Raw genomic sequence first — 26,545 nt, 5'->3', positions numbered from 1 at the left:
ATGAACGAACACGAGCAGCCTGCATTCTGGCCCGCCCAGGGGAATCTTCACCAGGGGCGGGTTTTTGTCCTTAAAGAGGATGTGATTTTTACCGTGCTGGCGCAGGAGGGCGGAATCGCCTGGATGCACGCGCGACATCCTCACTCCGGCGGCTCGTTCATTATCGCCACCGCGGTGAGCGACGAAGAGGAAGAGCGGGCCACCCGGCTGCTTAAAAACGAGTTTGCGCTGCGCGACGCGCTGCAGGACAGCTGGGCCATTCGCGCCGTCGCGTCCACCCAGTATCGGGGGCGCTTCGCGCTGGTGTACGCCCCGTTTTCGTTTGAGCTGCTGGCGCGGCGCGCGGGCAGGGCGATCTCGGGCATCACGCGCTTTCTCGAGATGGCGATCCAGATCTGCGTTCCCCTGCGCCAGATGCATCTGCAAAACCTGATCCACGGCGATATCAAGCCCGGCAGTATTTTTGTTCATCACGACGCCACCTGCCGCCTGGGCAGCTTTGGCCTTTCCAGCAGTCTCTCCGATGCCATCACCCAGACCCGGCTTGCCGTTTCAGGCGGTACGCCTGCGTATATGTCGCCGGAGCACACCACCCGCACCCAGCGCCCCGTCGACGGCCGCAGCGATCTCTACAGCCTCGGTATGGTGCTGTACGAACTTCTGACCGGACGCCTGCCGTTTGAGCTGGGGGAGGACGATCGGGCCAACTGGGCGCACTACCATATTGCCTCCGCGCCGCTGGCCCCGGACGCGATCCGCCCGGACGTGCCGGGAATGCTGTCGACCATCATCCTGAAGCTGCTGGAAAAGCACCCCGATAACCGCTACCAGACGGTCGACGGGCTGATTGCCGACCTCCGCCGCTGCCAGGCGACGCTGACCTGCGAGGGCGAGATCGTCGCCTTTACCCCCGGCCAGCAGGACCGCACCCCGGCGATCCATCTGGCGGACTCCCTCTTCGCGACGCATCCGCAGGCGAACGACGTCATTGCCGCGTTTGAGCGGGTGGGGCAGAACCTGATGCCGGAGCTGGTGACGATCGGCGGGCCGTCGGGGATCGGCAAATCCTCAATTATCGCGACGGCGCTCAAAACGCTGCAGCAGCGCACGGTGCTGCTGGCGGTGGGCAAAGTCGACCAGTTTTCGCCGTCGCTGCCCTACGGCGTATTAAGTTCCGCGTTCCGCACCCTGACGCTGCACCTGCTGGGGCTGCCCGCAGACGAGGTGGCGAAGTGGAAAATCCGCCTGTCTCGCGCCCTGGAGGGGTACGAAGCGCTGGCCGTCAGCCTGGTGCCCGAGCTGGGCCTGCTGCTGGAGAGCAAGCCGCGCTTCTCGGCGGATACGTTTTCCATAGATGCCCGGGCGCGCTTCAGCCATATGGTGCTGGCGCTGGTAAAAACCTTTGCCTCGCAGGGCTGCCCGCTGGTGCTGGTGCTCGACGATCTCCAGTGGAGCGACGCCGCCAGCCTGCACACGCTCAAATATCTGCTGATGAACTGCGGCGCTGTTCCGCTGCTGGTGGTCGCGGCCCACAGGGATATCAGCGCCGTGCCCGACGCCGCCCTGCAGGCGCTGCTGGCAGGCCTGCCGGAGGCGGCGCAAAACGCGAGCGAGATTGTCCCGCAGGCGCTTTCCGTGAAAGCAGTGGCGCGCTGGCTGGCGACGGTATTTCGCACCCGCAGCGCGGCGACGACCGACCTCGCCACGCTGATCCACGAGAAAACGGGTGGCAACCCGCTCTTTGTGCACGAGTTTTTCCGCCGCATCGTGGATGACGGCCTGGTGGTGCACAACAAATATCAGGACAAGTGGCACTACGATCTGCAGGCGATCCGCGCCAGGCATTACACCGAAAACCTCGTCACCCTGGTGCTGGAGCAGCTTGAAGAGCTGCCCGACGAGACGCGCCGCCTGCTGGGCAGCATTGCCTGCCTCGGCGGCACGGGCGAGATGGAGATGATCTGCCGCGTGGTCGGCCTGTCGATGGCGGAAATGCGCTATGCGCTGCACCCGGCGGTGATGGCCCAGCTCATCGTGCTGGCGGAAAAAAAGTACGCCTTCACCCATGACCGGGTGCAGGAGGCGGCCTTTGCGCTGCTGGATCGGCATGAGAGAAGCCATATTCACCTGACCACCGCCAGCCTGCTGGCCGACGCCGCGCGTCAGGCTGCGGGGAATGAGCTGCTGTTCCGCGCCGTGCACCACGTCACGGCCGCGCTGGACAGCATCCAGCCCGCCCCGCAGCGGGAGATGTTCCGCGAGCTGAGCCTGCTGGCCGCGCGACGCGCGAAGCGCTCCGGGGATTATCCTTCGGCGCTCGGCTATATCCAGACCGCCAGAGCGCTGGGCAACGCCGGGACGGTGTCGGACTTTATGCTCGATATCGAAGAGGCGGGCTGCGAGTTTGCGCTGGGGCATCTGGAGCGCACCCGCGAGCTGTGTGACGCCATTCTCGGCTGCCCCGGCGGGCTGACCGAAAAGGCGCTGGCGGCCAACCTGCTGGTGGAGGTGTACATTCGCCAGTCGGACAGCCGTCTGGCGCTTGAGGCGGCGCTCTGCTGGCTGGGGATTTTCGGTATTCAGATTAGCCGCTATCCGGAAGATGCCGACTGCGACGAGGCCTGGGCGCTGTTTTGCAACCGCACGGCCGACGCGCCGAAAAACCTGTTTGCCCAACTGTCGCGGATGGATAACCCGGAAACCGAAGCGGTGATGAACCTGCTCTACAGCGCCAGCATTTGCGCCAGCTTCATCTGCCCGCGCCTGCACTTTTTGCTGCTCTGCCGCATGATGCACCTGACCCTCGACCACGGCATTACCGGCGCCTCCACCACGGCGATGGCCTGGTTTGGCGTGCTGATTGGCCACCGCTACGCCGAGTATCGCCTTGGGTTCCAGTACGGCACGCTGGCCCGCGAGCTGGTCAATCGCCACGGCTACGACGCGTTCGAAGCCAAAACCCTGCTGCCGCTCGACCAGCTCAGCGTCTGGACCCAGCCTTTATCGTTTACCATCGAGTGCGCGAAGGCCTGCTTCACCTCGGCGGTGACCCACGGAGATATGACGATGGCCTGCTTTGCGGCCTGCCACCAGGTGATTAACTTCCTCTCGCGGGGCGATCACCTGGACGGGGTGCTGACCAGCATCGATCGCGGCCTGGCGTTCGTGCGTAAAACCCACTTCCAGGACGTGGAAACCATTTTGATGGTCCAGCGCGGCTACGTTGAGTTCCTGCGCACGCCGGTCATCGGCACCTGGACCGCGTCGCAGGTGCTGCCGGAGGCGCTGCTTCCCGCGTCGCCGGAGCAGGCGCCGGAGAAGAACTCCACCATGCTGTTCTGGTACTGGCTGTATCGCGGCATGGCGCACTTTACCTGCGGCGAATATGCCGACGCGCAGGCGGATCTCGAGATGGCGGGCTGGTACGCGTGGTCTGCGCCGGGCCACATCCATCTGCTGGATTACCATCTCTACAGCGCCCTGGCGCTCTCCCGTCAGCTGACGCCGGAGACCTTCTCGGCGAATCACCGCCGCAGCATTCACGCCCACTACGACAAAATCGCCCTCTGGGCGCGCGTTAATCCCGGCACGTTCGCGGATAAAGAGGCGCTGATTTACGCCGAAATCGTGCGTCTGGACGGAATGAACAGCATTGCGCTCGAGCAGTATGAGAAGGCGGTCCGGCTGTCCCGCGAGGGCGGGTTTAACCCGATCAACGCCCTGGCCCACGAGCTGGCGGGGCGCTTTGCGCTGGCCTGCGGCTACCCGACAGCGTCGGACGCGCACTTCCGCGGCTCGATTGCCGCCTGGGGCCGCGCGGGCGCGCAGGCCAAGGTGCGCCAGCTGGAGCAGGATTTCCCGCACCTGCTGGCCTCCGGGCAGGCCAGCGCCTACGACACGGTGGCGTTCGCCCAGAACGAGACGATCCGCGATCTCCAGAGCGTCATCAAAGCCTCCCGCGCGCTGTCGGAAGAGATTAACCTGGAGCGCTTAATCGAAAACCTGATGACCATCCTGCTCGAACGCGCCGGGGCGCAGCGCGGCCTGCTGCTGCGCGTGAGCGAGAACCTCATCCCGGAGATCGAGGCCAGCGCCTGGACCAGTACGGAGGGCGTGCGGGTGCGGATCCTGAAAGACGTGCCGACGGCAACCGACCTGCCGCTGTCGGTGCTGGCGGCGGTGATCCGCACCGGACAGGAGATCCGCACCGGCAGGCCGGAGGAGTTCCATCCCTTCAGTCAGGACCCTTATCTGGTGACCTCGGGGGCGGCGGTCATGTGCGTCCCGATGTTCAAACAGGCGCGGCTGGTAGGCGTGCTCTACCTCGAAAACCGCCTGATGCCGGAGGTCTTCACCGCCGAGCACTCGCGCGTGGTGAGCCTGCTGGGCGCGCAGGCCGCGGTATCCCTTGAGACGGCGCGGCTGTACGCCGAGCTGCTGGCGGAGAACATCCAGCGCCGACGGGTGGAGAAAGAGCTGCGATCCAGCCAGACCTCGCTGATGCTGGGCGAGCAGATCAGCCACACCGGCAGCTGGCGCTGGGAGCTGGAGCAGGATCTGATGTTTGTCTCGGAAGAGTACGCCCGCATTCTCGGCCTGCCCGAACGGCAAAAGACGATCTCCATGGCGGAGTTTTTGACCTTCGTCCATGAGGACGATTACGCCCGCATCAGCGCCATCGTCACCCAAAGCGTGCGCGACGGGCTCTCCATGCGCGCGGAGTTTCGCGTTAAGCGTACCGACGGCTCCACGCGCTACATCCTCGGGATTGGCGATCCGGTGGGCGTGGGCAGCGAGGTGAACGAGTATTACGGCATCATCACCGATATCACCGGGCAGCGCGCGGCGGAGGATGCCATGCGGGTCGCGCAGGCGGATCTGGCGCGGGTGTCCCGGGCCACCACCGTCGGGCAGCTGACCTCCTCCATTGCCCACGAGATCAACCAGCCGCTGATGTCGATCGTCTCGAACGCCGGGGCGAGCCTGCGCTGGCTCAACCGCGAGCCCGCCCGGCTGGATAAAGTGCGCGAAGGGCTGGAGGAGATCGCCGCGGAAGGCGCGCGGGCGGGGGAGATCATTCGCAGCATTCAGTCCCTGACGCGCAAGCAGGATCCCACCTTCTCGCGCATCGATATGCACTACCTGATCCACCATATCATCACGCTCTCGCGCAGCGAGCTGGAGCAGAGACACATTAGCGTTGATTATCTGTTAAAGGCGCAGGACAGCTTTATCACCGGCGATAGCGTGCAGATCCAGCAGGTGCTGCTCAATCTGGTGATGAATGCGGTAGAGGCGATGGCCGAGGTGAAGGATCGCGCCAGCACCATTACCCTCAGCACCGCCAACGCGGACGGGAAAGTGATCGTCGAGATTGCCGATACCGGGAGCGGCATTGAGCCCGAGCGGCTGGAGCAGATTTTTGACTCGTTCTACTCCACCAAGGCGCAGGGGATGGGGATGGGGCTGACCATCAGCGCCAGCATCATCGAGCGCCACTGCGGGAAGCTGAGCGCGCGCCGCAGGGAGCCGTACGGCACGGTGTTTGCGTTTGCGCTGCCGCTGGCGGCGCAGGAAGGGTAAAGGTTACTCCGCAGGCTGGCTATTGGTCAGGCGCTCAACGGCCCTGACCAGCTCCGCGACGGAGCGCACCTGCATTTTCTCCATCACGCGGCGGCGGTGCACCTTCACCGTGATCTCGCTGACGCCCAGCTCGGCGGCAATCTGCTTGTTCAGCATGCCGCTTATCGCCAGCGTCAGCACCTCGTGCTCGCGCGGGGTGAGGGACATGTGGCGCTGCTTCAGGGCGTAGTGCTCTTTATTGCGCACGGCGTTGTGTTCCGCCAGCTGAAGCGCGGACTCAATGGCGTCGATAAGCGCGGTGGATTCGACGGGCTTGGTGAGAAATTCGTACGCGCCGCCTTTAATGGCGCGCACCGACATCGGGATAGTGCCGTGGCCGGTAAGAAAAATAATCGGGATCTCGCGCCCGCTGTCCTTTAGGGCGTCAGCCACCTCAAAGCCCGAGATGGCGGGCATTTGCATATCGAGGACCACGCACGACGGGAGCTCTTCAAAGCGGTGTTGAAGAAACGCTTCTGCCGATGAAAAGCCGACGGCGTTCAGGTCCGCCGAATCCAGCAGCCCGATCACGGACTGTCTGACCGCGTCATCGTCATCAACCACATACACAATGTGTTCCATTCACCGCCCCGGTGCTGATTTACATGTCGAGGATGCAAACAATCCCGCCGGTTACGTAAGGGACTGTTTATGCTGACTTTCATCTTAACACATTAACTATCATTATCATTTAACAATATGATAACCGTATGAAGATGAAGTATAGCGATCCGTGACCGGAGCGGTTAAGGAACGAAACGCTGATTTTATGCACCCACAAGCTCAATGCGGTTGCCGTCCGGATCCGCGATCACCGCTTCATAGAAGCCGTCCCCGGTCATGCGCGGGGCGCTGAGCAGCGTGCCGTTTGCCTGTGCCCGCTCGGCCATGCTGTCGACCTGCGCTTTGCTGCCGACGTTGATGGCGATATGCGCCCAGCCGATAAACTCCGGGTGCGCAGGGGCATCGGGCAGATCCGGCAGCGTCATCAGCTCGATGGTCGGCCCGTTATCCAGCGTAATAAAGTGTGATTCGAAACCGGGACGATTTTTACTAACGTAGCGTTCGTTACTGCGGCCACCAAACACCGTTTCCCAGAACTGAACCTGCGCGTTCAGGCTGCGGGTCCAGAGTGCGACATGGGCAATATTCATAAGCTCCCTCGTTATTTGTCTGTGAGGACTTTCACCGGTAAAACAGGCTACACTCTGGTTTTGAGCGCGACAAGCTGAGGAAATAACAATGCACTACACACTGAAAGATAGCGACAAGGAAAAAGCGGAAGGGTCAAACGGCGCGGGCACTCTGCAGCAAAAACTGCTGGAGTCCCGTTCGATTGTGATCTCCGGTGAGATCAACCAGGAGCTGGCGCAGAAGGTCATCACCCAGATGATCCTGCTGCAAAGCGTCAGCACCGATCCGATCAAGCTGTACATCAACAGCCAGGGCGGCCACGTGGAAGCGGGCGATACCATCCACGACTTCATCAAGTTCATTCGCCCGGAAGTTCACGTCATCGGCACCGGCTGGGTGGCGAGCGCCGGGATCACCATCTTCCTGGCGGCGAAAAAAGAGCACCGCTACTCGCTGCCAAATACCCGCTTTATGATCCACCAGCCGCTGGGCGGCGTGCGCGGTCAGGCGACGGATATTGAGATCGAAGCGCGCGAGATCATCCGCATGCTGGATCGCGTGAACAAGCTGATCGCTGACGCCACCGGCCAGCCGCTGGAAAAAGTGAAAAAAGACACCGATCGCAACTTCTGGATGTCTCCGGCAGAAGCGCTGGACTACGGCATCGTGGGTAAACTGATTACCCATTATGACGAGCTGAAGCTGGATTAAGTTTTCGCGGCGTGTTTGAGTCGGGTGGCGGCTTCGCCTTACCCGACCTACGCCGGACCTAGCGTACCTCGAACACCACCGCCATCCAGTTCGTTCGCGTGCCTGGCGGAAACGCCGGGTAAGGATCGAGCCGTGTGCATGCCCCCGCCCAGATGTATGTATCCTCATCAATGCGATACCAGTGCACGTTGCCTTCCACCGCATCCCCCATCACCGCAGCCTGCACCGTCAGCTGGCTTCCCGCAGGGAGTTCACGCGCCACGGGCGAGAATACCGAGGGGTTCTGTTTACGCGTGTAGACCGCTGTTGTGGTCTTAACAAAGCCAGTGACCGGCAGTTCAGTGAAATCGCTCATTTCAGGCCTCATGACAGTTCTCTCTTAACATAACGATATAAGCCGCTGTAAATATGGCGATCACGATAAAGCGTGAAACTGTCAGAATGTGTCATGCGGAAGTCTGAAAGGCACCCGTTGAGCGGGTGCCTGGAGGATTACTTAATTCTGGGCTGCGATGCTGATAAGTTCGTAGATTTTTTTTGCCCCGGCATTTGATTGAGTCAGTTCAATATTATGTTTCTGGCCATTCTTCATATGCAGGACAATTTTTTTATTAAAGGATCCTTTTATGACTACGCTACTGACTTCGCTGAAGCGGGCGTAGAAAGTTTCATACAATTTTCCCAACACGCAAAAAACACCGTCATCGGTTAATACCACACCATGATCCCCTTGACCGAAAACCGTTTCGTCGTAGTAGAACAGGATCGCATCTTCCGTGAGAGGAGGCAGTGATTGACGATGACTGGCCGCCTGGACGAAATTGCTTATTTTTTTCGCGTTGAGATTGTCGTAGCGGTAAAAATTGTGGTCTTTGTTCGTCGCATACTGTGTCAATTCACCCCCGGCTGGTTTGTGTTCCAGCGCTGGCAAGGTTTGCTGTGGCTGTTGTGGTGTTGTTATCGTTGCCTCCGATACGGAACCAACCATAGAGGCCCCAACAGCTCCCATCCCCGGAAGCGTCTGGGAGGTCACGCTATGTTGAATAGTGGTCACAGTTCGGGTGTAAGCGTTGACATGGCTCCCGCCTCGCATATGCGCTGATACGTTTTGCGGGGTTTTGACCACGGTCTGCACCGGGGTCAGCACGGTTCTGAATGCCGCGCGCAAGGATGCCACAATCGAGACGATCAGAAGTGCGATAAGTGGGACCGAAAGCCACATAATTGAAAAATAGAAAATACTTTGCTTAGTGTTGGTTGCCAGCTGCGTTAACCTGGAACAATAAAGCCCTGCAGTTATCACGTACACGACACCACAAGCGATAGTGGCAGCCATGTTGCTCTCCCCGTCCATTGCCATTTCCTGGATAACGGGAAAGAGCAAACATCCATAAAGAACAGCGCTAAAGAGCGCATCGGGAAGTAATGTTTTTATCGTCTCAAAGGCTTTCGCAATATTGTAGAAGATCCACAGAAGTAACAATATCCAGCCAATGACAGGAATAGCTGCGGCGATAGCCATAAGTATCATGCTGACGATCATACTGCCAAGAATATTACCTAAATGCCCTTCCGAAATAAGATACCAGATAAAATACAGGAAGGAACCGGCGAGAACGGCCGGGAAGGCGACCACAACGCTTGCAGGTATAAAGAAAACGAACCCGCCAAAGATAAGTAATAACAAAAAGCAAAGGGCAGGTCCATTATTGTCAGGTGTTGAGTTTGCTTCAGCGTCTATAGACATATTAGTGATCTGCCTGCGGGTTAATGATAGGGAATGGAATAAATGCCCTTGGTGTAAGCAAACTGAGAGGTAAAGGCTGTTTGGTCTTTCCGTTAACTAATGCCAGTGACGTCAGGCGCAGCGTGAGATTGCTTTCGCAATAATGTTCGCCTTCGGCGAAAGCCGTTTGGTATCGCGTGGCATCAGAATCGCCGAATGGGTCTACCTGCAAAGTATCATGAGCTACAAGGTTATTTTTTGCATCAACGAGGTCAAAGCCTATCTCTAACGAACCAACGCTTTCCATGCCACTGTCCAGCGTGAAAGTGGCGCTGCACATCCCTTGATTTGCCCAGACGGTGTTTGAGTGCCAGATCTCAATCGCATGAGTTGGAGCAGCGAATAAAAGACATGCGAATACTGTGCTACAGTGTAAGTAACGGCTCATCATATTTTACCATCCTGAAAATGATGTATTAATCAACATAACCGTATGTTGCATCATCACCGGTGTCCGCTTCTTTTACGAGGCCTTGACCGCGATATTCATTAGGTAAAAACCCCCCATTAGTGCACTCTTTTTTCATGATGAGCTTTTGGTTTTTATATACTTTCAGGCCGGTATAATCCCATCCTTTTCCCGTACCGCTATAAACAACATAGCTGTAGTTGCCATTGATGAAACGATAATAATAAGCGCCTCCACCTGAGAACGTCATTTCACCCAGGCGAACCTGCGTTTTGTCTCCCTCATTTTGGGGGAGAGTCATTTCTACTTTTTCAAGTGAGCCGTAATAATAAGTAGGAACATCGTGATCCAGACGGACGATAACGTATTTTCCGTTCGTGAGTTCGCAGTTGAAAATAAGTTCAGGCTCAGGCGGTGCAGCATGAACGCTTGGAGTTGTCGCCAGAAGTGTCAATAATCCAGCAGAGAGTAATTGAGATTTCAACGTTATTTTTCCTTAGCAGGTAAAGCAGCCGGTAATCCGGCTGCTATTTTATTATTGTGAAGCCAGTGTTTCTTGTAATTCATTCAGCTGTCCCTGCAGCTTCTGCAGTTCCATCTGTTTTTGCAATTCGGAAGTGCTTGGTTTGTTTTGCGCCTCCTTCATACTTTTTTCCAGGTCTGCAACTTGCTTTTGAGCATCAGCCCGGCCAGCTGTTTTTTTCTTCAACTGGGCGACCAGATTGTTCATCGACTTTTGCAGTTCTTGCTGCGATTTTTGTTTACTGGCTACGTTGGCATTGCTCAGTGCTTTCTCTTTTTCAATCGCATCATTCACCGCTTTGAACTCTTTATTCAGTTCCTGATCGTGTTGCAGCGTTTTTTGTTTATCTTCAACGCGCTTATCCCAGGTGCCGGAGTAGTTGCAGTTAAATTTGGTAATAATGCTGACATCACCGGTTGTCGGGTCACAATCTCGCGCGTTAGTGGCACAGCCGGCTAATATGAGTGCGCTGAATGCAAGAAAAATATAACGCATTGCTATTCCCCTCAACCGACTTTCAGCGCGGTGCGCTGGGTATAGAGGCTATCGAGCTCGCCCTGCAGAGAGCCAATTTTGTCGCGCATCAACGCAATCTCGCTATCCAGATTTTGGGTATCACTGCCGGATTTTCTCATGTCTGCAGAAACGTCCTGCCATTGCTTCTCATGTTTTTTCATGTCGGTGATGGTGCCGCGAAGGTAAGCAATGTTGGCATCCACTCCTTTAATTTGCTTCTGTACGGCGTCTTTTTTCACCGTGTTTGCAGCCATATCTTTTTCTATTTGAGCGAGGGTCTTTTTATCAGAGTCGATAACCGATTTTGCAACGCTGGTTGCGTTCTGAATGCGTTTGTTTTCGGCTTCAACATCCTTAATCGTTGCGTTTAACTGCAGCTCTTGGGAGGCGTATTTTTTGCGCTGATTATCCAGATAGGCGTTAGCCCCCATACCCACACCGCAACCGGCGATAGCGGCGGCGGCCATACATACCGCTTTGTTGCTGGAGTTACTGACAGCGCAGGCCAGTGCGCCGATTACCGCGCCGCCAGCACAGGCCTGCCAGCCTGATTTATTGAAAAACTCAACGTCCTGATTATTGGCAAGGCGCGGGTCGACGCCGCCACTACTTCCCGTACTGCCATTCTGGCACCCCGCCAGAAATACCATCATTCCTGCTATCACTGCTGTGCGAATAACCTTTAACATTCCAATCTCCTGAACTATTTAATTATTTTTTTTACATGAACTAAGCCACGCCTCGCGCGCAACTTTTCCATCTTTCCAGTACCCCTGAAGGTTCTTCCAGTAGGTATCGAGATAACCGTTAAGGTTGGTTTTTCCGCGTGCAGCCATCTGTTGCAATACGACAGCGACCTGCGGTTCGATGAGGGGTTTGTCATAGGTTGTGCCCATGTCTACCAGGGTGTCAGCGTAATAACTGGTAATAAAATCAAGGGCTTTTTGATGTTGACCAAGCTGTTCCTGACGGCGGGAGCAATTAGCATCAAGCTGGCTGCCTGCGGCACAGGTTTTGGTGAAGAGCTGGTTGAGACGATCGTAAAACTCGCCGTCATCTTTCATTTTTGTGCACAAAAAGGCGCCCAACTGTAACGATGTGCGTATTGCCTGATCCCGTTGTTCATCCCGAAGCTGGCTATTTGCGCGCAGCTCACCGCGCAGTTGCTCAAGTTGTTTCTTCAGTGCGTCATCCTGGACTTTTGCCGAGATAGCATTCAGGTTTTTTAGCGAATCATCAGCTTTGCCTGCAGGTGTCTCCTTTTTACCCGTGCCTAATGATTGCCACTCTTTTTCAATCTCTTTCACCCGCTCGCGTGATGTCAGGGTTGTGGAAACTAAAACCAGACGAACACCGGTGCTTTTGGTTGTATTCTCGCCCGCATTGGCATAGTACGGCTCCTCTCCACGCAGTGAACTGCGGATATCCGCCTGAGGAGTCATATAACTGCCCCCCCGAACGACATAGCCCCCAGCCTTACCATGCAGGCGATCGAGCTTGTTCAGGCGGAACGGGTCAAACATCATCTCTGCTGCGTTGCCCAGTATGTCGTGCAATCCGAGCGGGTTAGGTTTCAGCAGGCCGGTAAGCTGAAGTTTTCCATTTGCAGACTGTGCCCCCGCAAACCAGACATAACCGTTTAATCCTTCAGGCATGGGGAAGTGGCGATCGCGGAACTCTGCGGGGGAAACCGCGAGCCCGCCGCGTGCGGCAAACTCCCACTCGGTTTCTGTCGGAAGCCGTAAAAATCCCGCCTGACCATCATCTTCAGGCAGTGCAGAAAGTTTTTCTTTTCGTAACCACAGGTTGTATTGATTTGCGAATACCATGGCATCCATCCAGCCAATACTCACCTTCGGTAAACGTCCTTTCATATCCGTCGTCGGGCATTCCCCAGAAAGCGCGCGATACTGCAGGTCGCTCAGTTCATATTTGGCCATCAGGTAATAACGGCCCTTACCACCCTTCTCCGGGAAACTGCCTGCAATGTGTTCCTGGCGAGATTGTTCAACGTATCCCCAGTCGTCGCCTTCTTGCCCCAGCGTGATGTTGTAATCTTCCAGCGGTTTATTCAGCGGGATAGCGACTTTGCGAAATGCCATGGCACCGTCGCACGGCATAGGCAATATCACGTCATCGGCCAGAGGTTTTGGGTTCCAGAACTTTTCATCCCAGGTGGCTTTCGCCGCGCAGGCGTACCCGAGTCCAATGATAGCCAGGCTCATCGCCAGTTTAGATTTCACGTAAACTCTCCGCAGGTTCGATTTTCAATGCGCGCAGCGCTCCGATAGCGGCCACGCCTAACGCCACGGCAAGGACACAGAGCAATGCGGCGATAAAATGAAGGGGGTCAAGGTGACAGATGAATGCCTGGTCCGGTAAAGAACTGCCCAACACATGGTTGAACAATGCGCTGCCCAGCAGGTAGATGATCACACCCAGTCCGTATGAGACGCCAGTCAAACACAGCGCCTGAATAATAATAAAAAGCGTCACAGCGCGACGGCGAAAACCCAGAAGGCGCAGCACGGCCATATCTTTGCGCTTACGATCAATGTTGGCGATGAAGGCACCGACTAACGAGGCGATGCACCCTGATGCAGAGATCCAGGCAATCACGCCAAAGATAATCCCCAGCACACGGTCGATGGCACGCACAGACTCAATTTGAGCTGACTGAGTGATAGCCTCAATGTTCTGCGTCTCCAGCCACCGCGCGAGGAGTGAAACGTCATCTATCGAACTGGCATAGATACGTGCTCTTGAATAGCGGGTTCTCTCTCTGGGCGGCTTGCCATCGCTGACCCCCAGCAAGGGAACCTGAAAGCCATCGCGGTAGTCTTCCAGAGCAACAAGCAAAGACAATGTAATAAAGGCACCTTGACGTGAAAATTTTGCGTCATCCAGCACGCCGGTAATGGTTAAAGCGAACGTGGCGCGTTGGTTTTTCCCTTCGCTTTTTCGGCTCACCATCAGGCGCAGGATATCTCCTGGCTGCACGCCAAGGCGCCGTGCCGCACTGGCGCTGAGTACGGTATCGCTGTCTTTGACCGGTGCTCTGACATCCTGCAAAAGAGGATCGCCTTTGGCCGTCGGGATCACTTCAGCACCCGGGACAAAGTGTTGCCCGTCCCGGACCAGATCGGCCTGAGTGTTCAGCGAACGGGTTAACGGAATCGAAAATCCGACTTCTGAACGGCGGGCGAGCTTATCAAGCCAGGCAAAATCATAATTACCATTACCCGTTATACGTACTTCCCGGGTGCGAGGGTCGTCGAGAAGCTGATGGCGAAGCTGGCTGACAATGCCATTCTTCAATCCGAACAGCAGCAATAACGGTGCGATAACGGCAATCAAAGAGAAGATGATGCACAGCGCGACCTTGCGATCGTGAATGAGATCGCGCAGAGCCATACGGCATAGCAGGGTGCCTGACGCTGGCATATCAGCTGGGTAAGAAGACACTTTTTCCCTCTCCGGTCACGGCCTGATATCGGTCAATCCCAAAATGCGTCACGCGCTGCCAGTCGTGGCTCACAACAATGGCTGCCATATCCAGTGAGCGCACCATGCCGATCATCAGGTCAAACAGCCGGTCTGCATTATCAGGATCCAGCGCCGCAGTCGGTTCATCGGCAAGGAGTAAGCGTGGCTGGTGGGCAATCGCACGGATGAAGGCAACGCGCTGGCGCTCGCCGATAGAAAGCCGGGAAGGCATTCTTGTCAGCAGCGGCCGCACGCCCAGGCTGTCGATGGCCTTATCGAGCCAGGCTGACTGTAGGCTAAGTCCTGCCAGCCTGCGAACCAGAGTGATGTTTTCTATCACGGGTAACCAGGGCAACAAGCCGCCGTGCTGTAGCATAAACCCAAGCTCGCGTGCGCGAAGCGCGGCCAGGACAGGCTCGTTTTCAGCCATGAGCGGTATTGAAATATCGCGACCGGCGAGCCGGTATTCGGCAAGATGCGCTGGGCGAAGGATCGCCCCTATCATCTCCAGAAGCGTGCTTTTACCGCACCCGCTAGGCCCGGTTAGAGCGACCACCTCTCCCTTTTTCAACGAGAGGTGCGGGAGGGCGACGCTATAGCCATGCGTCCCGCCCCGGCTGATCTCCATATCGCGGATCCTCAACATCAGGGCAGGTTCTCCAGAGGTACCGGATAAACGTTATCGCGTGGGTCGCTATCGGGCGCTAATGCCACCCAACGGTCTACATCCTGGTTGTAGCGTTGATAGTAATTAAGCTTGGTATTCAGCCTGCGGATGAAACGCTCCTGCTCAAGGCCATCCCAGCTTTTCCAGGTTTCTTCGTCCAGGCTCAATACTTCACTGAGGTAAGGTAAGCTCTCGATATATTCACCGAGCAGTCCCATCTCTCCGAGTCGGGTCGCATTTTTCCCTTTCGCCTGGTTTGGATCGTTGCCCATGGTTGCCGCCAGAGAACGCAGGCTGGCAAACATGTCATCCGGAGAGATCATCCCCTCATTGGCGGCATTGACGATCTTCTTCATGACATCGCTCAGATCGCTGAGCTCGCTTTTCGTGAGCAGTACGCGCACCTCGGTCGCCGGGATGTTTTGGTCAATCAGATCGCGGTCGCTTATCCATGACTTGAATACCGGTGGTGCCGTGGTGCCTTGCTTTTCACCCAGATAGGCAAGACGCATTGCCTTACTTAACTTGTCGGCATCACTGAGCAGGGGATCTTCTTTCTTACCGGCATATTTAGGGCTTGCCCCCAGCGCGCTCCCCGCCGTTTCTTCGCCGCTCCAGGCTGTTTTAATCTGGCCGGTAATGGCATTCGCCAGGTTATCGACCATACTACCGAAGCTATTTACATCACCTGAATCAATAGGATAGTAGAGCGGTTTGTGCAGGAATGGATTTAACGTCAGCTCCTGATACTGGGCTTCAGCAGAACTGTGATTTTTCTTACCATCAGAGGTTTTCAGATGTAACGCATACAGCGCAACGCCACGATAGGCGGCTTCCTGACGCACCTGGGCGGCATCCAGATGGGTTGACGAGAGCTTATCTGTGCCATCAAGCGCGCCTGCGTCAGTAATCAGTACAACGTAGCGGGCGCCAAACTGCGTCCAGTCCACTTTGTCCAGCGCTGTCATGACCCCGCCGTAAGCATCTTCATCAACCTTGCTGCTGGAAACGGTAGCCTGCTTCAGGTCATGTACTTTAGCGAGGAAGTCTTTACCATCTTTAACAGTATTGGGGTCGACATACATCTTGCTGTCGTATTCAAGACCCGGCACCGCTTTCACGCTGGAGCGGAAAGCTACCAGGCCAAACTTGACCTGATCCTGTAAGTGTTCCTTCTCGATCCTCTTGTAGATCTTATCGATCGCCTCTTTAGTGCGATCGATATACGGTCCCATCGAGATGGTGGAGTCGATCACAAAGACAACCGAGGCGGAGAACCCTTTCATCATGTTCTTTTCATCAGCAGCGGACGCGGCCTTTTTTGCGGGCGACTTTTCGCTGACGGAGGCAACGTTGAGTACACGTACCTGGAAGCCGGTATCGGTAAACACATCATCTGAGCCAAGAACAGGTAAGAGATAAAAGTTTTTTAACTGATCCACCATGTAATCAGGCTCGCGTGCCAGAACCTGCGGGACCGGTTTATGGCTGCTCAAACTGTTGAGCATTGGTTGCAATGTTGCCGCAGGGTTTTTGCTGTTCAGAAGAGACTCAACGTCGGATTTCTCTTTAAAGAACAGCATCGGTTGACGGCCAGCAGGATTGGTAAACGCCAGCGTCAGCTGCATTTTCCAGTCAACGGTGCAGGAGGAATTCATCCAGCCAGCGGTATGACCAAAGCTGTCCGGCCCAACCTGCAGCCACGTGTCCTGACCCTGCGTTGTCCTTTGGTAAACATAGAATCGACTGAAGGCCGGCTGCTCTTTACCTGCTTCACCTGCTTTGGCGGACAGCTGGCAGCCTGGGTAAGTCAGTACCCGCTGGAATAACGCATGTTTACCTTCCTGCAAAAGCGGCTGTTTACCCGCGGCACAGGCGGGGGATGCCAGCGTTGCGGCACACACCAGGCTACTGAACCAATGCATGTATTTCATTGTTTATCCTATTTCTTCAGCTCAGCTAAACGGGCTTTGGCCTCGTTATTCTGCGGGTCCTGATTTACAACCGATTCATACCAATACGCCGCTGTCTCTGCGTCAGGATTGAAGCATCCCCCTGGTTTTGCGGTTTTCGGGTCATATTCTTGTGCATAACGAACAGCTATCTGCGTATCGCCGGACTGGGCTTTATAGGCGTAAAGGCGCTGAGCGATATCGCAATGTTTTGCCGCTTTCGCTTTTGCGATGACGTCCAGCAGTTGTGCACTACTTGGCTGGCTACGCAGGCACCCTTTAACGAACGCCATTTCATTGCCGCTCGCCATTTGTTCATCACCACACGGCCCGGTAGTTTTCGCGACGGGCGCGGGAGGTGCCGCTGGAATTGCAGGCTCTGGCTTACGGGTAAACCACCACCCAGCAGCGGCCAGCAGGAGCAATAGAATGGCTAATCCCGCAAATAACGGCAGCTTACTTTTCGGCTTATGCGGCTGTTGAGATACAGGCTTTTCTGCGACAGGTTCTAAAACGACAGGTTCCGGTTCTTGAACGGACATCGGCTGCACGATGGGGGTATCATTCAGCGTCTGTATATTTTCCGGGAGTGGGTTTTCACCACCGGCCTGGGAGCTGAGTAGCCCTTCAGCGATGGTCAGAATCCCCATATCCTTATTACTTCCATCTTTGATGGTGATGCGATAGGCCGCCTGGCGGTTGGCGAGTAGTGGATCGATCAGAGAAGGGCCGACCTGAACGCAGGGCGTCTCCTCATTTTGTATCAGTGGAGGAAGGGCGAGGAAAATCTCGCCACTGACCCAATCACCGTGGCTATCCAGATACAGGCGATCCTGATTACGTACTACCGAGATTGTGACGCCCTCGGCATCGCCTTTCCAGCCTTTCAACAAGAGCAATGCGAATCCTGGTTGTATAGGGGTCAGCGTCTTAAGTTCAGGTTTGATCACGTCCAGTTACTCCTTTGCCAATTTAATCTGGCGGAGAATGACGCCCAGATTTTCGTTCTGCGCGACGCTAATCTCGCGTCCGGCAGAATGACCTGCGTTTTCGGTAATGAGTGCTTCCAGGCCAACCAGCCAGTCGATGATAAAGAAGGCACTGTAGTTCAGCTGTTGCGGCGTCAGGCGTGCCAGGCGTTCATCACCTTTCCAGACCACGCTGTCGCACGTTGGTGGACGGGTAAAGATCGGCTGTTCGGGCTGGTTGAGACGGGCCGGGCGTTTCGATTCCGGCATATTTTGATAGCCCAGCCAGGTGATGAAATCGCTCATCACGTGAAGCACGCGTGAAACCTGACGCTCGACCATACGTTCGCGACGAACGCCAGCCTGCTCGGTATTTTTCATTGCATTGACCAGCGAGTCCTCGACACGTGAACGCAATAACCCCGTGATCAATTCGTCTACCAGCGCTTCGGCAATCGGGCGCGGAAGACTGATGTAGTTGAGCATGGCGGCGGTTTCAGGCAGGCCGCGCAGATGGTTAATCCAGAGCTGAACGCTCTGGTGCGCGAAAGCGATCTCATGGCTGTGCGTCGTCACCGCAGTTGCGCTGCTTTCGAAAGCATCTTCCACACCGATATCAAAGAATCCTGCATCTTCTTCTGCTTCAGGCGCAGACAGGGTCGTTTGCTGCATGTAAAGTGCATGGAGATCGCGGCGTGCCGGAACCAACCGCGCCAGCAGTTCGCCGTGCATGCCGCTGCGTTTTTTCAGGGTGGCAAGGATCTCTTGCGCAATTCGGGATTTTCTGGACAGCTCTTCTTCGCCGTCCGGCTGGTACCAGTTCCCCAGTCCCCCTTCGACCAGTTCGTGGCGGATCTCGTCGAGCTGTTCTGCGATCCGCTCCAGTTTCAGTTCAGGGCGGGCGACGCGGGTCAGATAATCGGCCATTCGGCGCATACCACCGTCGTTGAGGGTGAGCATCGCATCCCAGGCTTCAGCAGGGTTCGCGATGTAGCGAGCGACAGCTTCATCTTCAAGGAAGGTTTTCCGCATCAGTGCGAGCTGCCCGCCATTGTCGTCGTTGAAAGCCGCTTCACTACCTGCGTTCATGCGGATAAAGGGCGTTTGCTGGCGCGGTTTGCGTACCAGGAACGTGTTATTGAACGCCTGGCCCTGGCTCCATTCCTGCATCCATTTGTACTGGCCAAAACGCTCGGTCATCGCCATTTTGATCATCCCGCCAAGCCCCCAGGACTGGCGAAGAAGTGCTTCGTCATGGGAAAGGTTTTGGCTAATGCGCAGATCAAACATGGTTAATGCCCAGACTAGGCCAGGTAAGCGACGGCCACGCGCGTCGGCATCGGCGCCCTGGGTGTAACGGATCCACTCGTCCAGAACGCCGCCCACTTCTTTGACATCGGACTGTTTTGTTGAGGCCGTACACACCACCAGGACATTCATCTCCTGGTTTTCGGTGTAACGTTCAAAAAGATAGGCCACTTTTCCGCGCAAAATTAACTGCGCTAGCGGGTTGCTCTCTGCATTTTTAACCTCGCGAGTGACATCACTCATGGACTCCACCGCCAGACGGCCGCGATAACCCGGGAAATCAAGCAAGTCGACGGCTTCGAAGATTGTTTCGCGAGGCGGAGCCATTAACGGGATATGCAATTCAACGGTAAGCGCAGTGAGCTCTGCCAGCGATAGCGAAATAGACGCACCCGTTTGCCCATTTACCACAGGACAGACTTCAATAGTCTGATCCGACGGGGTATTCAGCCGCTCCAGCATATCGACGTTCATGATGCTATCCCGCTGGATAAGCAGGCCGTTTTCGTTACGAACCAGCGTGCTCAGCGGGGCACGCAGCTCCTGCACTCCACCGAGACGCTGTAGCGTGTTGGCAAAACGGATATAGGCATTGGTTAGTTCTGGTACTTCGCCCCATAAAACGGAGAAAAGCTGGCCGCGATCTTCAACAGAAAGCCATGGTGCGAGGCTTACTGCCTGTGGCCAGTAGGTCAGGGCAAAACGGCTTTGCGTTTTCTCAGCATGGCGGATGAGGTAATCCCAAAAAGAAACTACGTCATCTTCGGTCACGCCAGGGCTGCGGGAGGTCAGGCGTCGTTTCGACAGGGACGTTAACAGATCGCTGATGCGTTTTTCATCGAACTGCCAGTCAAATTTTTCCTGGTTGAAGTCATGGATGAATGCGTTGGCGAGGATCTTCCCCATTTCCACTTCGTTGAAGAGCTGTAACGTGACAGGCCAGCGGTCGTCTGAGCTCTGAGCACTGCGGCTAAACCGGGTAACAAGACCCGTCGCCTCTTTGCCGCCGCCAGGCGGGTTGATGTGGGTCAAAAAATCGAGCTGATTGCCGCCGAGGCGTGTTTCCAGCTTTCCGTTTTCACCCGCAGCCAGCGCGGAAATGAGATACGATTTGCCTGCCTGCGACAAGCCAAAGAAGCCGATTGTCATCGGTTTCGCTGCGGCCTGCGCCAATCTGCGTGCTTTGTTACGGCTGCGGCGCAAGTTCATGGTCAGGCGATCGGCTTCAGTGTTCAGGCGCGGCGCGTCCTGACGAACGCTTGCGATCCAGTCAATGGCCCGGCCTGCACCTTGTTCGACGCCATTCCAGCCCTGGATAATGGTGTTGGGATGAATAGTGCTCATTAGCTTTTAATACTCCCGCTATCCAGCCAGTAATGGGTTTCACTCAGCCCATTACCGACCATTGTGTTCAACTGGAATGCAACATCTCTACGACCATAGCCGCGCTGTGCGTTTTTCATTTCCATCGAGCCAATCTGGAAGCGCTCCGGACTGACCGGTTCTTCGCTACTACGTCCACGTCCCTGTTCTGCGGTTAAACCGATGCTTATTACAGCATCACCCGACAGCTCGCTTGCCAGGTTCGCACTGGTAATTTTTAGGGTGTAAAGTGCGGTCGATGGCCAGCGTTCGTTATCAAGCTGGCGGAAACCGATACGCACTTCCCCCCGTGCTTCAAAGCCTTTCCCTTCCGGTAACTGGAAATCAGCGGAGTCCAAATCAACGTCGCGATAGGCGACATTGCTGTCTTTAATCACATTGTTTCCATCAAGCATCCCGACATAGCGGATGGTTGAATAAGGCTTAAAGTTCGCAGTGCGGAAGAAGAAGTTGTTGAGCCTGGATTTCTCCGCTAACAGGCACAGCATCGCCCCCACAACGGCTGTCGATTTCGGATCGTCAATGCATCCTTTCTTGTTAAACGGATACCAGCCACCGGTTTCATAACCGTGGAGTGGCAGCACGCGAGTAGGGGGAACAGGTTGAAGCTGGCGAATGAGCGCTTGAATTCCCGGCAAGCGGGATGGACGACCGGTTAAAAGTAATACATCGCAGTTGTAGTGCCAAAGCACTTCGCACAACGCGCGCAGGCTGTGGCAAATGTTCATTCGCCCGCTGCGAGGGTCGATAAATTCATTGTGCAGACGTGCAAGATCCAACTCCAGCGGTACATCCAGAATGGAGAACGGTACTTCGCTCGCAAGCTGTCCGGAACGGGCAACGTCGTTGACGTAATCCTGTACTTTCTCGGTTGGAAGATTATCGGCAAGTAGCTCACGGAAGGTGTAATTCAGTATCTCCCGACCATTTTCCGGGGAGTACTCTTCATAGCGATGCAAAATAGATAACGCCAGAGGCGCGAAGATCTGCAATGTAAGCTGCTGACGTAATACCTGTTTTCCGGCTTCGATCGATTCACTACCGAACAGTTGTGACATCATTGATTCGGCTGCAACATCGCTGTGGCCGACTTTGGTCATGGCCGCTTTTACTGCTGGCTGGAGGAAAAGCCGTATAACATCCAGCAGTATGTCGTCGCCTGCTACCTTAAACCCTTCACGGAAAAGCTGTTTCGGGGTAATCCGGACGTTAATGCCCTGGCCTTCATCCAGCGTGTAGCGAGAAATGACGAGATCGGTCGTTCCTCCGCCAATGTCAATCGACGCGATTTTTAATGAGCGTGTATCGCTGGTGTCCTTTTGAGTATCGGGACGGCGAGTAGCTGCAAAAAATTCGTCCGTGCGACCGCCAAAGTAGTTCTGCGTTTCGTTATAGAGATATACCAACTGCCCACAGGTGGCTTCGTCCCACTTCACGTGTACGCCTGGATGGGCGTATTTCAAGCACTGCGGGTCATCGCCTTCATAATCCATCTCTTCCCAGCCGAGCGCTTTCCAGACCATGCGGATAGCGTCATGCATGCTCTCCTCAAAGATAGCGCGCTCAGGCTTTGGCATCGCCGGAGGGACAGTCATAATGACATTTCGTAAACGACGCGGTGTGCTGGCGTGGTTCATCTTCAGCCGCTGTGAAGGGCTGTTGATTTGCATGAGAGCCTGGCTTAATACCTCTGACAACATCATCGTCATCAGCGAGCTACGACTGTATACCGGCGTGAAGACGGGCATACGGTCTTCTTCATTTTTCAGGCGAATGAGCAATTTCCCCTGATCGTTGACCATATACAGCAGCGGTGCTGCAGTGGCTAACGGCTCTCTGTCACTTTTCACGAAGGCCTGGCTAAAGCGCCATCCCGGTGAATAGGGTTGATCGTCCCAGAGGTAGCGTTTAGGGCTGGAGATCCCTGTTGAGCCCTCGGTACCCAGGCGTTGAGCCGCCATTCTGAAGGCTTCTCCGCCGACGCGTCCAATGGTTGGCCATGTGAAGGCATCGCTGCGCCCGCTTTTTAGCGAGAAATCCTGCTTGCCGAATTCGGCCTGGGCAAACTCGAGACGGCTGTCAAAAGGCTCGTTATAAACAAATTGCGGTTGGCTCAAATCTCGGAGCTGAAGCTGATAAAGTTGAGAAAGCCCTTTATTGTCGTCACGATGTTCTTCGATCAGGATGCCGCAGCTACGTGAGTTACCAATGTCCAGCACGAGATCTACAGGTATCGCTGAGTCCCGGATTTTTACGTCGTTGACCTGTACTTCAGGAACGACAATCGTCGTCGCCAGGACATGCAGCAGGTTAAGATAATGCGCCTGATGTTCCTTCTGCAGTAGTTGTTCATCAATGTCATCAATATGTTGGTGTAATACTTCGCGAGCCTGAGTACTGAAAATTTCCCGTAGCCATTCATTCACCCATGGCAGTGAGAGAAACTCCCCCATCTCGTGAGGATGGCGTGCCAGAGCAAATCCCGCCCCTGAACGGATATCATCCTCGCCCGGTGCGAGATACTGCGTATTCTCGCGATCCGGGAAAATTTTGGTATCAAAAATCAGAGTAGCGCGCCAGGTATTGCCCTTTTCATCCGGCTCAGGCAGCTCATGGAACTGGACGCGTGACCAGTTATACGGCCCGTGAGCAAAGGCTCGTGGCGGGTTGAAGCGGAAAAATGGCAGCGGTAACCAGAGGCCGCGATAGAGGCGTAGCGACTCTTCGGTCGTCAATGTGTAGTCGGAGTCTGCGTAGCGAGGAGGTTCGCTGTCAGGCTGAGGGATCTGCAGCTTATCTTCCCTCTCATTATAGATAAGCCGCATAATAGCCTCGTCGCCCTGTTGACGAAGAAATTCCCCATATTCTTTACGCGTTGGCAGGGTAAAGGCGAAATCAAGGAACTGGATCCCGCTGTCGCGAATAAGTTTGACCTGTTTTTTAAAATCAGTGAGTTCAGCGAGCATTTACTGACTTGCCTCCTGCTTCATCGAAATAGGGAAAAGTGTTTTGGCGTCGTAACGGCCTTTGCAATCCGCAATGTTTTGCGCGCCGGGAGCACACAGAATTTCTGGCATTTGGTAGCGTGAGCCATCGGAGCACTGTGCTTCTCCCTGATTGTTAATGGCGAGATGACCTGACTGAATGGCCGCGTTGACCGCGCCACGACAGGTCACACCGTCGCCACGGATCATCTGTACTTCGCCCTTACCGTCATTGATTTGGTAACTCAGACTAAGGGGCTTTCCTGTGCGTTGATCCTGAATACCAGCCCCTGCGTGCCAGTTCCCGTCCAGAAAACGGGTGTTTCCTTGGGCCAGTGAAGATGCGGGCAGGGTCAACGGGACTTTAGCGCCAGTTGAGGTATTGGCCGATGGCGCTTCGAGAGCAGGTGCTGTTCCGCCGGGATGAGGGCTATTCGTGGCTGACGCAGGATCCACAGCAGATGCCGTTGCTGCTGCGCTTTGTGACGGCGTTTGTAATGCTGATTGCTCTTGTGACGTTGTGAGTGAAGTGCCCGTGGTGCTTAAAATCTCACTGCCCGTTGTCGAATGCAGGTTCGCCTTAGACGTTGTTGTGCTGATGATGGCCCTTGACGACGGCGCAAGAGATTCGGCTGTTGGAAGGTGGGGCGCGGGCAAAGCGGGTACGGAAGATGAAATACCAGGGATCGTTATGCCTGGCATGCAACCCCGTAAGAACAGTAACGCTAAAAGGAGTAACAGAAGTAGCGGCAGTAGCCAACGCAACCATGCGGGTAAGAGCAACCACCAGCGTCTTTTGGCGTGCCTTTGATGCGTGAAAGTGCGTTCTGGTATCACCGGTTCAATACTGGCTGATTGCGGAGGCAAGGCTGTAGATATGGGACGCAAACAGTCTAACGGCTCGATGCGGGCCTGGTTAGTGGCGTTCACAAATCCCCAAAAACTGATGACCGGCTTTCCACCTACCAGCCACACGTGCTGCTGATCGGGGAATTGCATCGCTTTTTCAAGTAATTTCCCAAAGAGCCGGCGTTCCGGCTGCTGGCTTTGGGCAAATTCATTACTTATCTGGCGAAACGCTGCATGGGTGGTTTCGAGTTGCGCGAGCGCGGCCTGGCGCTCAGCTTCCGTTGCGGCCGTCCATGGAATAACGTCACCGGCCAGCGGGGCATACCAGTCGATTCGATCGCCATGCTCGCTGATTTGCGGGATGGCTAAAGTGTCAGCAACCGCCGTTTGTTTTCTAAGTCGTAGGGTTTCACGCAGCTGTAATGCGGAAATATATACTGCCTGTCCATTCTCACCCATCGACTGATATTTATCGAGCTTGTCACTGCATAGAAAAATTTCTTTCACGCTGCATGCCTTTGCTGTTAAACGAACAAGTGAAAGCAAGTTCCACTGTGGAAAAGGACGCCGCAAATACGCCGGGTAATCTGCGTCAATTGTTTATGGCAACAAAATATTGAGTATTATCGGCAAATGGCCGAAAACGTTTAGACCTAAACTAAACTTATTATTGGGACGTGCGCATATCCGATTGCCGCAAAAAAAAGTTTCGCTGTGAAACTATATTTCTGGCAATGTATTCATTTTCTCTAATGTGTTAATCACAACCCTGCGGTATATATTCCTTCACGGCGTTGTTCATCATCTTATTAAACTCCTGCGTATTATTGACAGCAAATACCTTTCCACCTGTATTGCTGGCAATACAGTTTCCGGCGCCGGTATTCATGATATCGACAACATTGACCTGTAATCGGGGCTTACGTTTTTTTAGCTCAAGCGCGACATCGCAAGGCGAGCCTCCGCATGTCTCTTCCCCGTCCGTCACCAGTAGAATTATGGCATCACGGTCAACGCCATTAACTCGTTTCCCCGCCTCTTCTAACGCCTCTGCCAGAGCGGTTTTACCCACCGGCTGGATTTTATCAATTAACTTTTTTAGCTCAGCGCGTTGTTCCGGCAGGAAAGCCGGAGTTGCGTTCACCTGGTGGCAATTAGCTGCGGCAATAAGGCTAATGTCCATGTCATTTGGCACGTCATCGATAATGTGTTTAGCGGATTGATGTGCGAGCGTAATGCGACGAGGTTCACGATCGATACCGGGTACAGGTTTATCCTGCATCCACCGCATTATCTCTTCTGGTGTGGCATCCATGCTCATGGCCATAGAGCCAGAAGCATCAAAAATAATAACCATTTCAGGTGCCTGCTGTTTTGTCCGCTGTGCCGGGCAGAGCATTTTGACCTGATGCTCAGGGGCTGGCTGGACGGGAGAAACGGCAGGAGTGGCTACTTTGACAGTCGGCCAGCAGCCGCGCAGGAGAACAAGAGCCAGAAGCAGAGCCAGTGCTAAAAGCCCCAGCCATAACCACCCACGCTTTTTAGCCAGCGGTTCTGCCGGCAACTTAGTTTCAGGCATGATGTCCCAGCCTGTAATCACAGGCTGACCGTCAACGATCCATATTCTTTCTGGTGAGGGCTGTCTGGCTATTTTTGCCAGTAACTGCAGTGTTTCGGGAGAAGTCTGCGCGCTAGTCGAGAGTGTTTGATGAAGTTGAGTGAGTGCCGCCAGCTTTTGTGAGAGGAGTATGGCGATTTTGTCTCGCTCAACGACGTTTAAAGCGTTAAAGCGTTGGGGTTTGCCATTTATTTCGCTATACCATTCAACCGCACCATCTTCAGCCTGCTGAGGGCGGGCAAAAAGATTGAGATAAGTTTTAGAAAGGTGTCGGTCAATAAGATTATTTAAGGCAGAAAACGTTGAAATATATTCTTGTAAGCAATGTTCGCTTTCAACAGTCCTTGTGATTCTAATCATTGCCTTTAATGAGCCAGGTATGCAAAAGAAAATAGCTTAGAGCTAAATATAAAGAATGACAATCTCTAATGCTAATCTTGTTCTTAAAATTAAAAAACTACCAGTTTTAAGAGGTAAGATGCCTTGAGTAAAAGTAAACGTCGGACGGGGGAAAAGGATCAGGAAAAATTATCATTTAAGTTTTACTTTAATACCACTTCACCTAATGACCAGGTTTAATCATTGCCAACACGCGCGTGGCAGGCAAATCATCTGCGCTTGACCCACGA

19 protein-coding genes are annotated in these 26,545 nt (G+C 54.9%); 2 read left to right on the top strand and 17 right to left on the bottom strand.

Translation table 11 applies throughout. The features are described 5' to 3' along the window. On the top strand, positions 1-5,583 hold the full coding sequence (locus ACERY3_RS15000) for an ATP-binding protein (protein WP_373225915.1): 5,583 nt from the start codon (positions 1-3) through the stop codon (positions 5,581-5,583). A gap of 3 nt (positions 5,584-5,586) precedes the next feature. On the opposite strand, the gene ACERY3_RS14995 is transcribed toward ACERY3_RS15000, so the two are convergent. Both ACERY3_RS14995 and ACERY3_RS14990 read right to left on the bottom strand, forming a co-directional pair. Further along, on the bottom strand, positions 5,587-6,204 hold the full coding sequence (locus ACERY3_RS14995) for a response regulator transcription factor (protein ID WP_033144524.1): 618 nt from the start codon (positions 6,202-6,204) through the stop codon (positions 5,587-5,589). Positions 6,205-6,389: 185 nt separating this feature from the next. Further along, a complete protein-coding gene (locus ACERY3_RS14990) occupies positions 6,390-6,776 on the bottom strand; it encodes a VOC family protein (RefSeq protein ID WP_058840473.1) in 387 nt (128 codons plus the stop codon). An 88-nt stretch (positions 6,777-6,864) separates the two neighbouring features. Here ACERY3_RS14990 and ACERY3_RS14985 point away from each other — a divergent pair, with 88 nt between their 5' ends. Beyond that, positions 6,865-7,467 (top strand): ATP-dependent Clp protease proteolytic subunit, encoded by a 603-nt coding sequence (locus tag ACERY3_RS14985; protein ID WP_373225914.1) that lies wholly within the window; start codon positions 6,865-6,867, stop codon positions 7,465-7,467. Between the two features lie 58 nt (positions 7,468-7,525). Here ACERY3_RS14985 and ACERY3_RS14980 read toward each other — a convergent pair whose 3' ends face one another. The 15 genes from ACERY3_RS14980 to ACERY3_RS14910 all read right to left on the bottom strand — a co-directional run bounded on the left by ACERY3_RS14980 (position 7,526) and on the right by ACERY3_RS14910 (position 26,276). Then, positions 7,526-7,822 carry a hypothetical protein gene (locus ACERY3_RS14980; protein ID WP_058840475.1) on the bottom strand — a complete coding sequence of 99 codons (297 nt, stop codon included), beginning with the start codon at positions 7,820-7,822 and terminating at the stop codon, positions 7,526-7,528. A 141-nt stretch (positions 7,823-7,963) separates the two neighbouring features. Then, positions 7,964-9,214 carry a hypothetical protein gene (locus ACERY3_RS14975; protein WP_143347584.1) on the bottom strand — a complete coding sequence of 417 codons (1,251 nt, stop codon included), beginning with the start codon at positions 9,212-9,214 and terminating at the stop codon, positions 7,964-7,966. 1 nt (position 9,215) lies between these two features. Then, entirely contained in the window at positions 9,216-9,644 is a 429-nt protein-coding gene (locus ACERY3_RS14970; protein ID WP_048980632.1) for an IrmA family protein, read from the bottom strand. Between the two features lie 25 nt (positions 9,645-9,669). Further along, positions 9,670-10,146, bottom strand: a complete 477-nt coding sequence (locus tag ACERY3_RS14965) for a hypothetical protein (RefSeq protein ID WP_058840477.1) — start codon at positions 10,144-10,146, stop codon at positions 9,670-9,672. A 51-nt stretch (positions 10,147-10,197) separates the two neighbouring features. Further along, positions 10,198-10,680 carry a hypothetical protein gene (locus ACERY3_RS14960; RefSeq protein ID WP_058840478.1) on the bottom strand — a complete coding sequence of 161 codons (483 nt, stop codon included), beginning with the start codon at positions 10,678-10,680 and terminating at the stop codon, positions 10,198-10,200. Positions 10,681-10,691: 11 nt separating this feature from the next. Next, complete coding sequence (locus ACERY3_RS14955) at positions 10,692-11,390, bottom strand: hypothetical protein (protein ID WP_373225913.1); 699 nt, start codon at positions 11,388-11,390, stop codon at positions 10,692-10,694. 18 nt (positions 11,391-11,408) lie between these two features. After that, entirely contained in the window at positions 11,409-12,944 is a 1,536-nt protein-coding gene (locus ACERY3_RS14950; protein ID WP_081318792.1) for an SUMF1/EgtB/PvdO family nonheme iron enzyme, read from the bottom strand. Further along, the gene (locus tag ACERY3_RS14945) at positions 12,934-14,115 is read right to left on the bottom strand and encodes an ABC transporter permease (RefSeq protein ID WP_233423224.1); all 1,182 of its coding nucleotides are present in this window, start codon (positions 14,113-14,115) and stop codon (positions 12,934-12,936) included. The genes ACERY3_RS14950 and ACERY3_RS14945 overlap by 11 nt, the downstream gene beginning before the upstream one ends. Positions 14,116-14,146: 31 nt before the next feature. Continuing rightward, entirely contained in the window at positions 14,147-14,833 is a 687-nt protein-coding gene (locus ACERY3_RS14940; RefSeq protein WP_087823597.1) for an ABC transporter ATP-binding protein, read from the bottom strand. Then, the gene (locus ACERY3_RS14935) at positions 14,833-16,788 is read right to left on the bottom strand and encodes a vWA domain-containing protein (protein WP_048980623.1); all 1,956 of its coding nucleotides are present in this window, start codon (positions 16,786-16,788) and stop codon (positions 14,833-14,835) included. Before ACERY3_RS14935 ends, ACERY3_RS14940 begins: the two co-directional genes overlap by 1 nt. A gap of 8 nt (positions 16,789-16,796) precedes the next feature. Continuing rightward, positions 16,797-17,756 carry a hypothetical protein gene (locus ACERY3_RS14930; RefSeq protein ID WP_033144533.1) on the bottom strand — a complete coding sequence of 320 codons (960 nt, stop codon included), beginning with the start codon at positions 17,754-17,756 and terminating at the stop codon, positions 16,797-16,799. A 6-nt stretch (positions 17,757-17,762) separates the two neighbouring features. After that, complete coding sequence (locus tag ACERY3_RS14925; RefSeq protein WP_058840480.1) at positions 17,763-20,426, bottom strand: putative virulence factor; 2,664 nt, start codon at positions 20,424-20,426, stop codon at positions 17,763-17,765. Beyond that, positions 20,426-23,431, bottom strand: coding sequence for a virulence factor SrfB (locus ACERY3_RS14920; protein WP_058840481.1), 3,006 nt, complete (start codon positions 23,429-23,431; stop codon positions 20,426-20,428). The genes ACERY3_RS14925 and ACERY3_RS14920 overlap by 1 nt, the downstream gene beginning before the upstream one ends. Then, positions 23,432-24,805, bottom strand: coding sequence for an SrfA family protein (locus ACERY3_RS14915; RefSeq protein WP_231926979.1), 1,374 nt, complete (start codon positions 24,803-24,805; stop codon positions 23,432-23,434). It abuts the gene before it with no gap. A gap of 250 nt (positions 24,806-25,055) precedes the next feature. After that, on the bottom strand, positions 25,056-26,276 hold the full coding sequence (locus tag ACERY3_RS14910) for a VWA domain-containing protein (protein ID WP_033144537.1): 1,221 nt from the start codon (positions 26,274-26,276) through the stop codon (positions 25,056-25,058). Positions 26,277-26,545: the final 269 nt, after the last annotated feature.

The sequence above is a fragment of the Enterobacter cloacae complex sp. ESBL7 genome (assembly GCF_041679625.1).
Classification (GTDB): Bacteria; Pseudomonadota; Gammaproteobacteria; order Enterobacterales; family Enterobacteriaceae; genus Enterobacter; species Enterobacter asburiae_B.
This window is presented reverse-complemented; position numbering and strand designations above follow the sequence as displayed.

Bases quoted from the DNA above. Each gene is read 5' to 3' on its own strand.
- ACERY3_RS14940 (WP_087823597.1), bottom strand. From the start codon at position 14,833: ATGTTGAGGATCCGCGATATGGAGATCAGCCGGGGCGGGACGCATGGC.
- ACERY3_RS14980 (WP_058840475.1), bottom strand. From the start codon at position 7,822: ATGAGCGATTTCACTGAACTGCCGGTCACTGGCTTTGTTAAGACCACA.
- ACERY3_RS14920 (WP_058840481.1), bottom strand. From the start codon at position 23,431: ATGCTCGCTGAACTCACTGATTTTAAAAAACAGGTCAAACTTATTCGC.
- ACERY3_RS15000 (WP_373225915.1), top strand. From the start codon at position 1: ATGAACGAACACGAGCAGCCTGCATTCTGGCCCGCCCAGGGGAATCTT.
- ACERY3_RS14990 (WP_058840473.1), bottom strand. From the start codon at position 6,776: ATGAATATTGCCCATGTCGCACTCTGGACCCGCAGCCTGAACGCGCAG.
- ACERY3_RS14935 (WP_048980623.1), bottom strand. From the start codon at position 16,788: ATGAAATACATGCATTGGTTCAGTAGCCTGGTGTGTGCCGCAACGCTG.
- ACERY3_RS14925 (WP_058840480.1), bottom strand. From the start codon at position 20,426: ATGAGCACTATTCATCCCAACACCATTATCCAGGGCTGGAATGGCGTC.
- ACERY3_RS14985 (WP_373225914.1), top strand. From the start codon at position 6,865: ATGCACTACACACTGAAAGATAGCGACAAGGAAAAAGCGGAAGGGTCA.
- ACERY3_RS14910 (WP_033144537.1), bottom strand. From the start codon at position 26,276: ATGATTAGAATCACAAGGACTGTTGAAAGCGAACATTGCTTACAAGAA.
- ACERY3_RS14955 (WP_373225913.1), bottom strand. From the start codon at position 11,390: ATGTTAAAGGTTATTCGCACAGCAGTGATAGCAGGAATGATGGTATTT.
- ACERY3_RS14970 (WP_048980632.1), bottom strand. From the start codon at position 9,644: ATGATGAGCCGTTACTTACACTGTAGCACAGTATTCGCATGTCTTTTA.
- ACERY3_RS14975 (WP_143347584.1), bottom strand. From the start codon at position 9,214: ATGTCTATAGACGCTGAAGCAAACTCAACACCTGACAATAATGGACCT.
- ACERY3_RS14995 (WP_033144524.1), bottom strand. From the start codon at position 6,204: ATGGAACACATTGTGTATGTGGTTGATGACGATGACGCGGTCAGACAG.
- ACERY3_RS14960 (WP_058840478.1), bottom strand. From the start codon at position 10,680: ATGCGTTATATTTTTCTTGCATTCAGCGCACTCATATTAGCCGGCTGT.
- ACERY3_RS14945 (WP_233423224.1), bottom strand. From the start codon at position 14,115: ATGGCTCTGCGCGATCTCATTCACGATCGCAAGGTCGCGCTGTGCATC.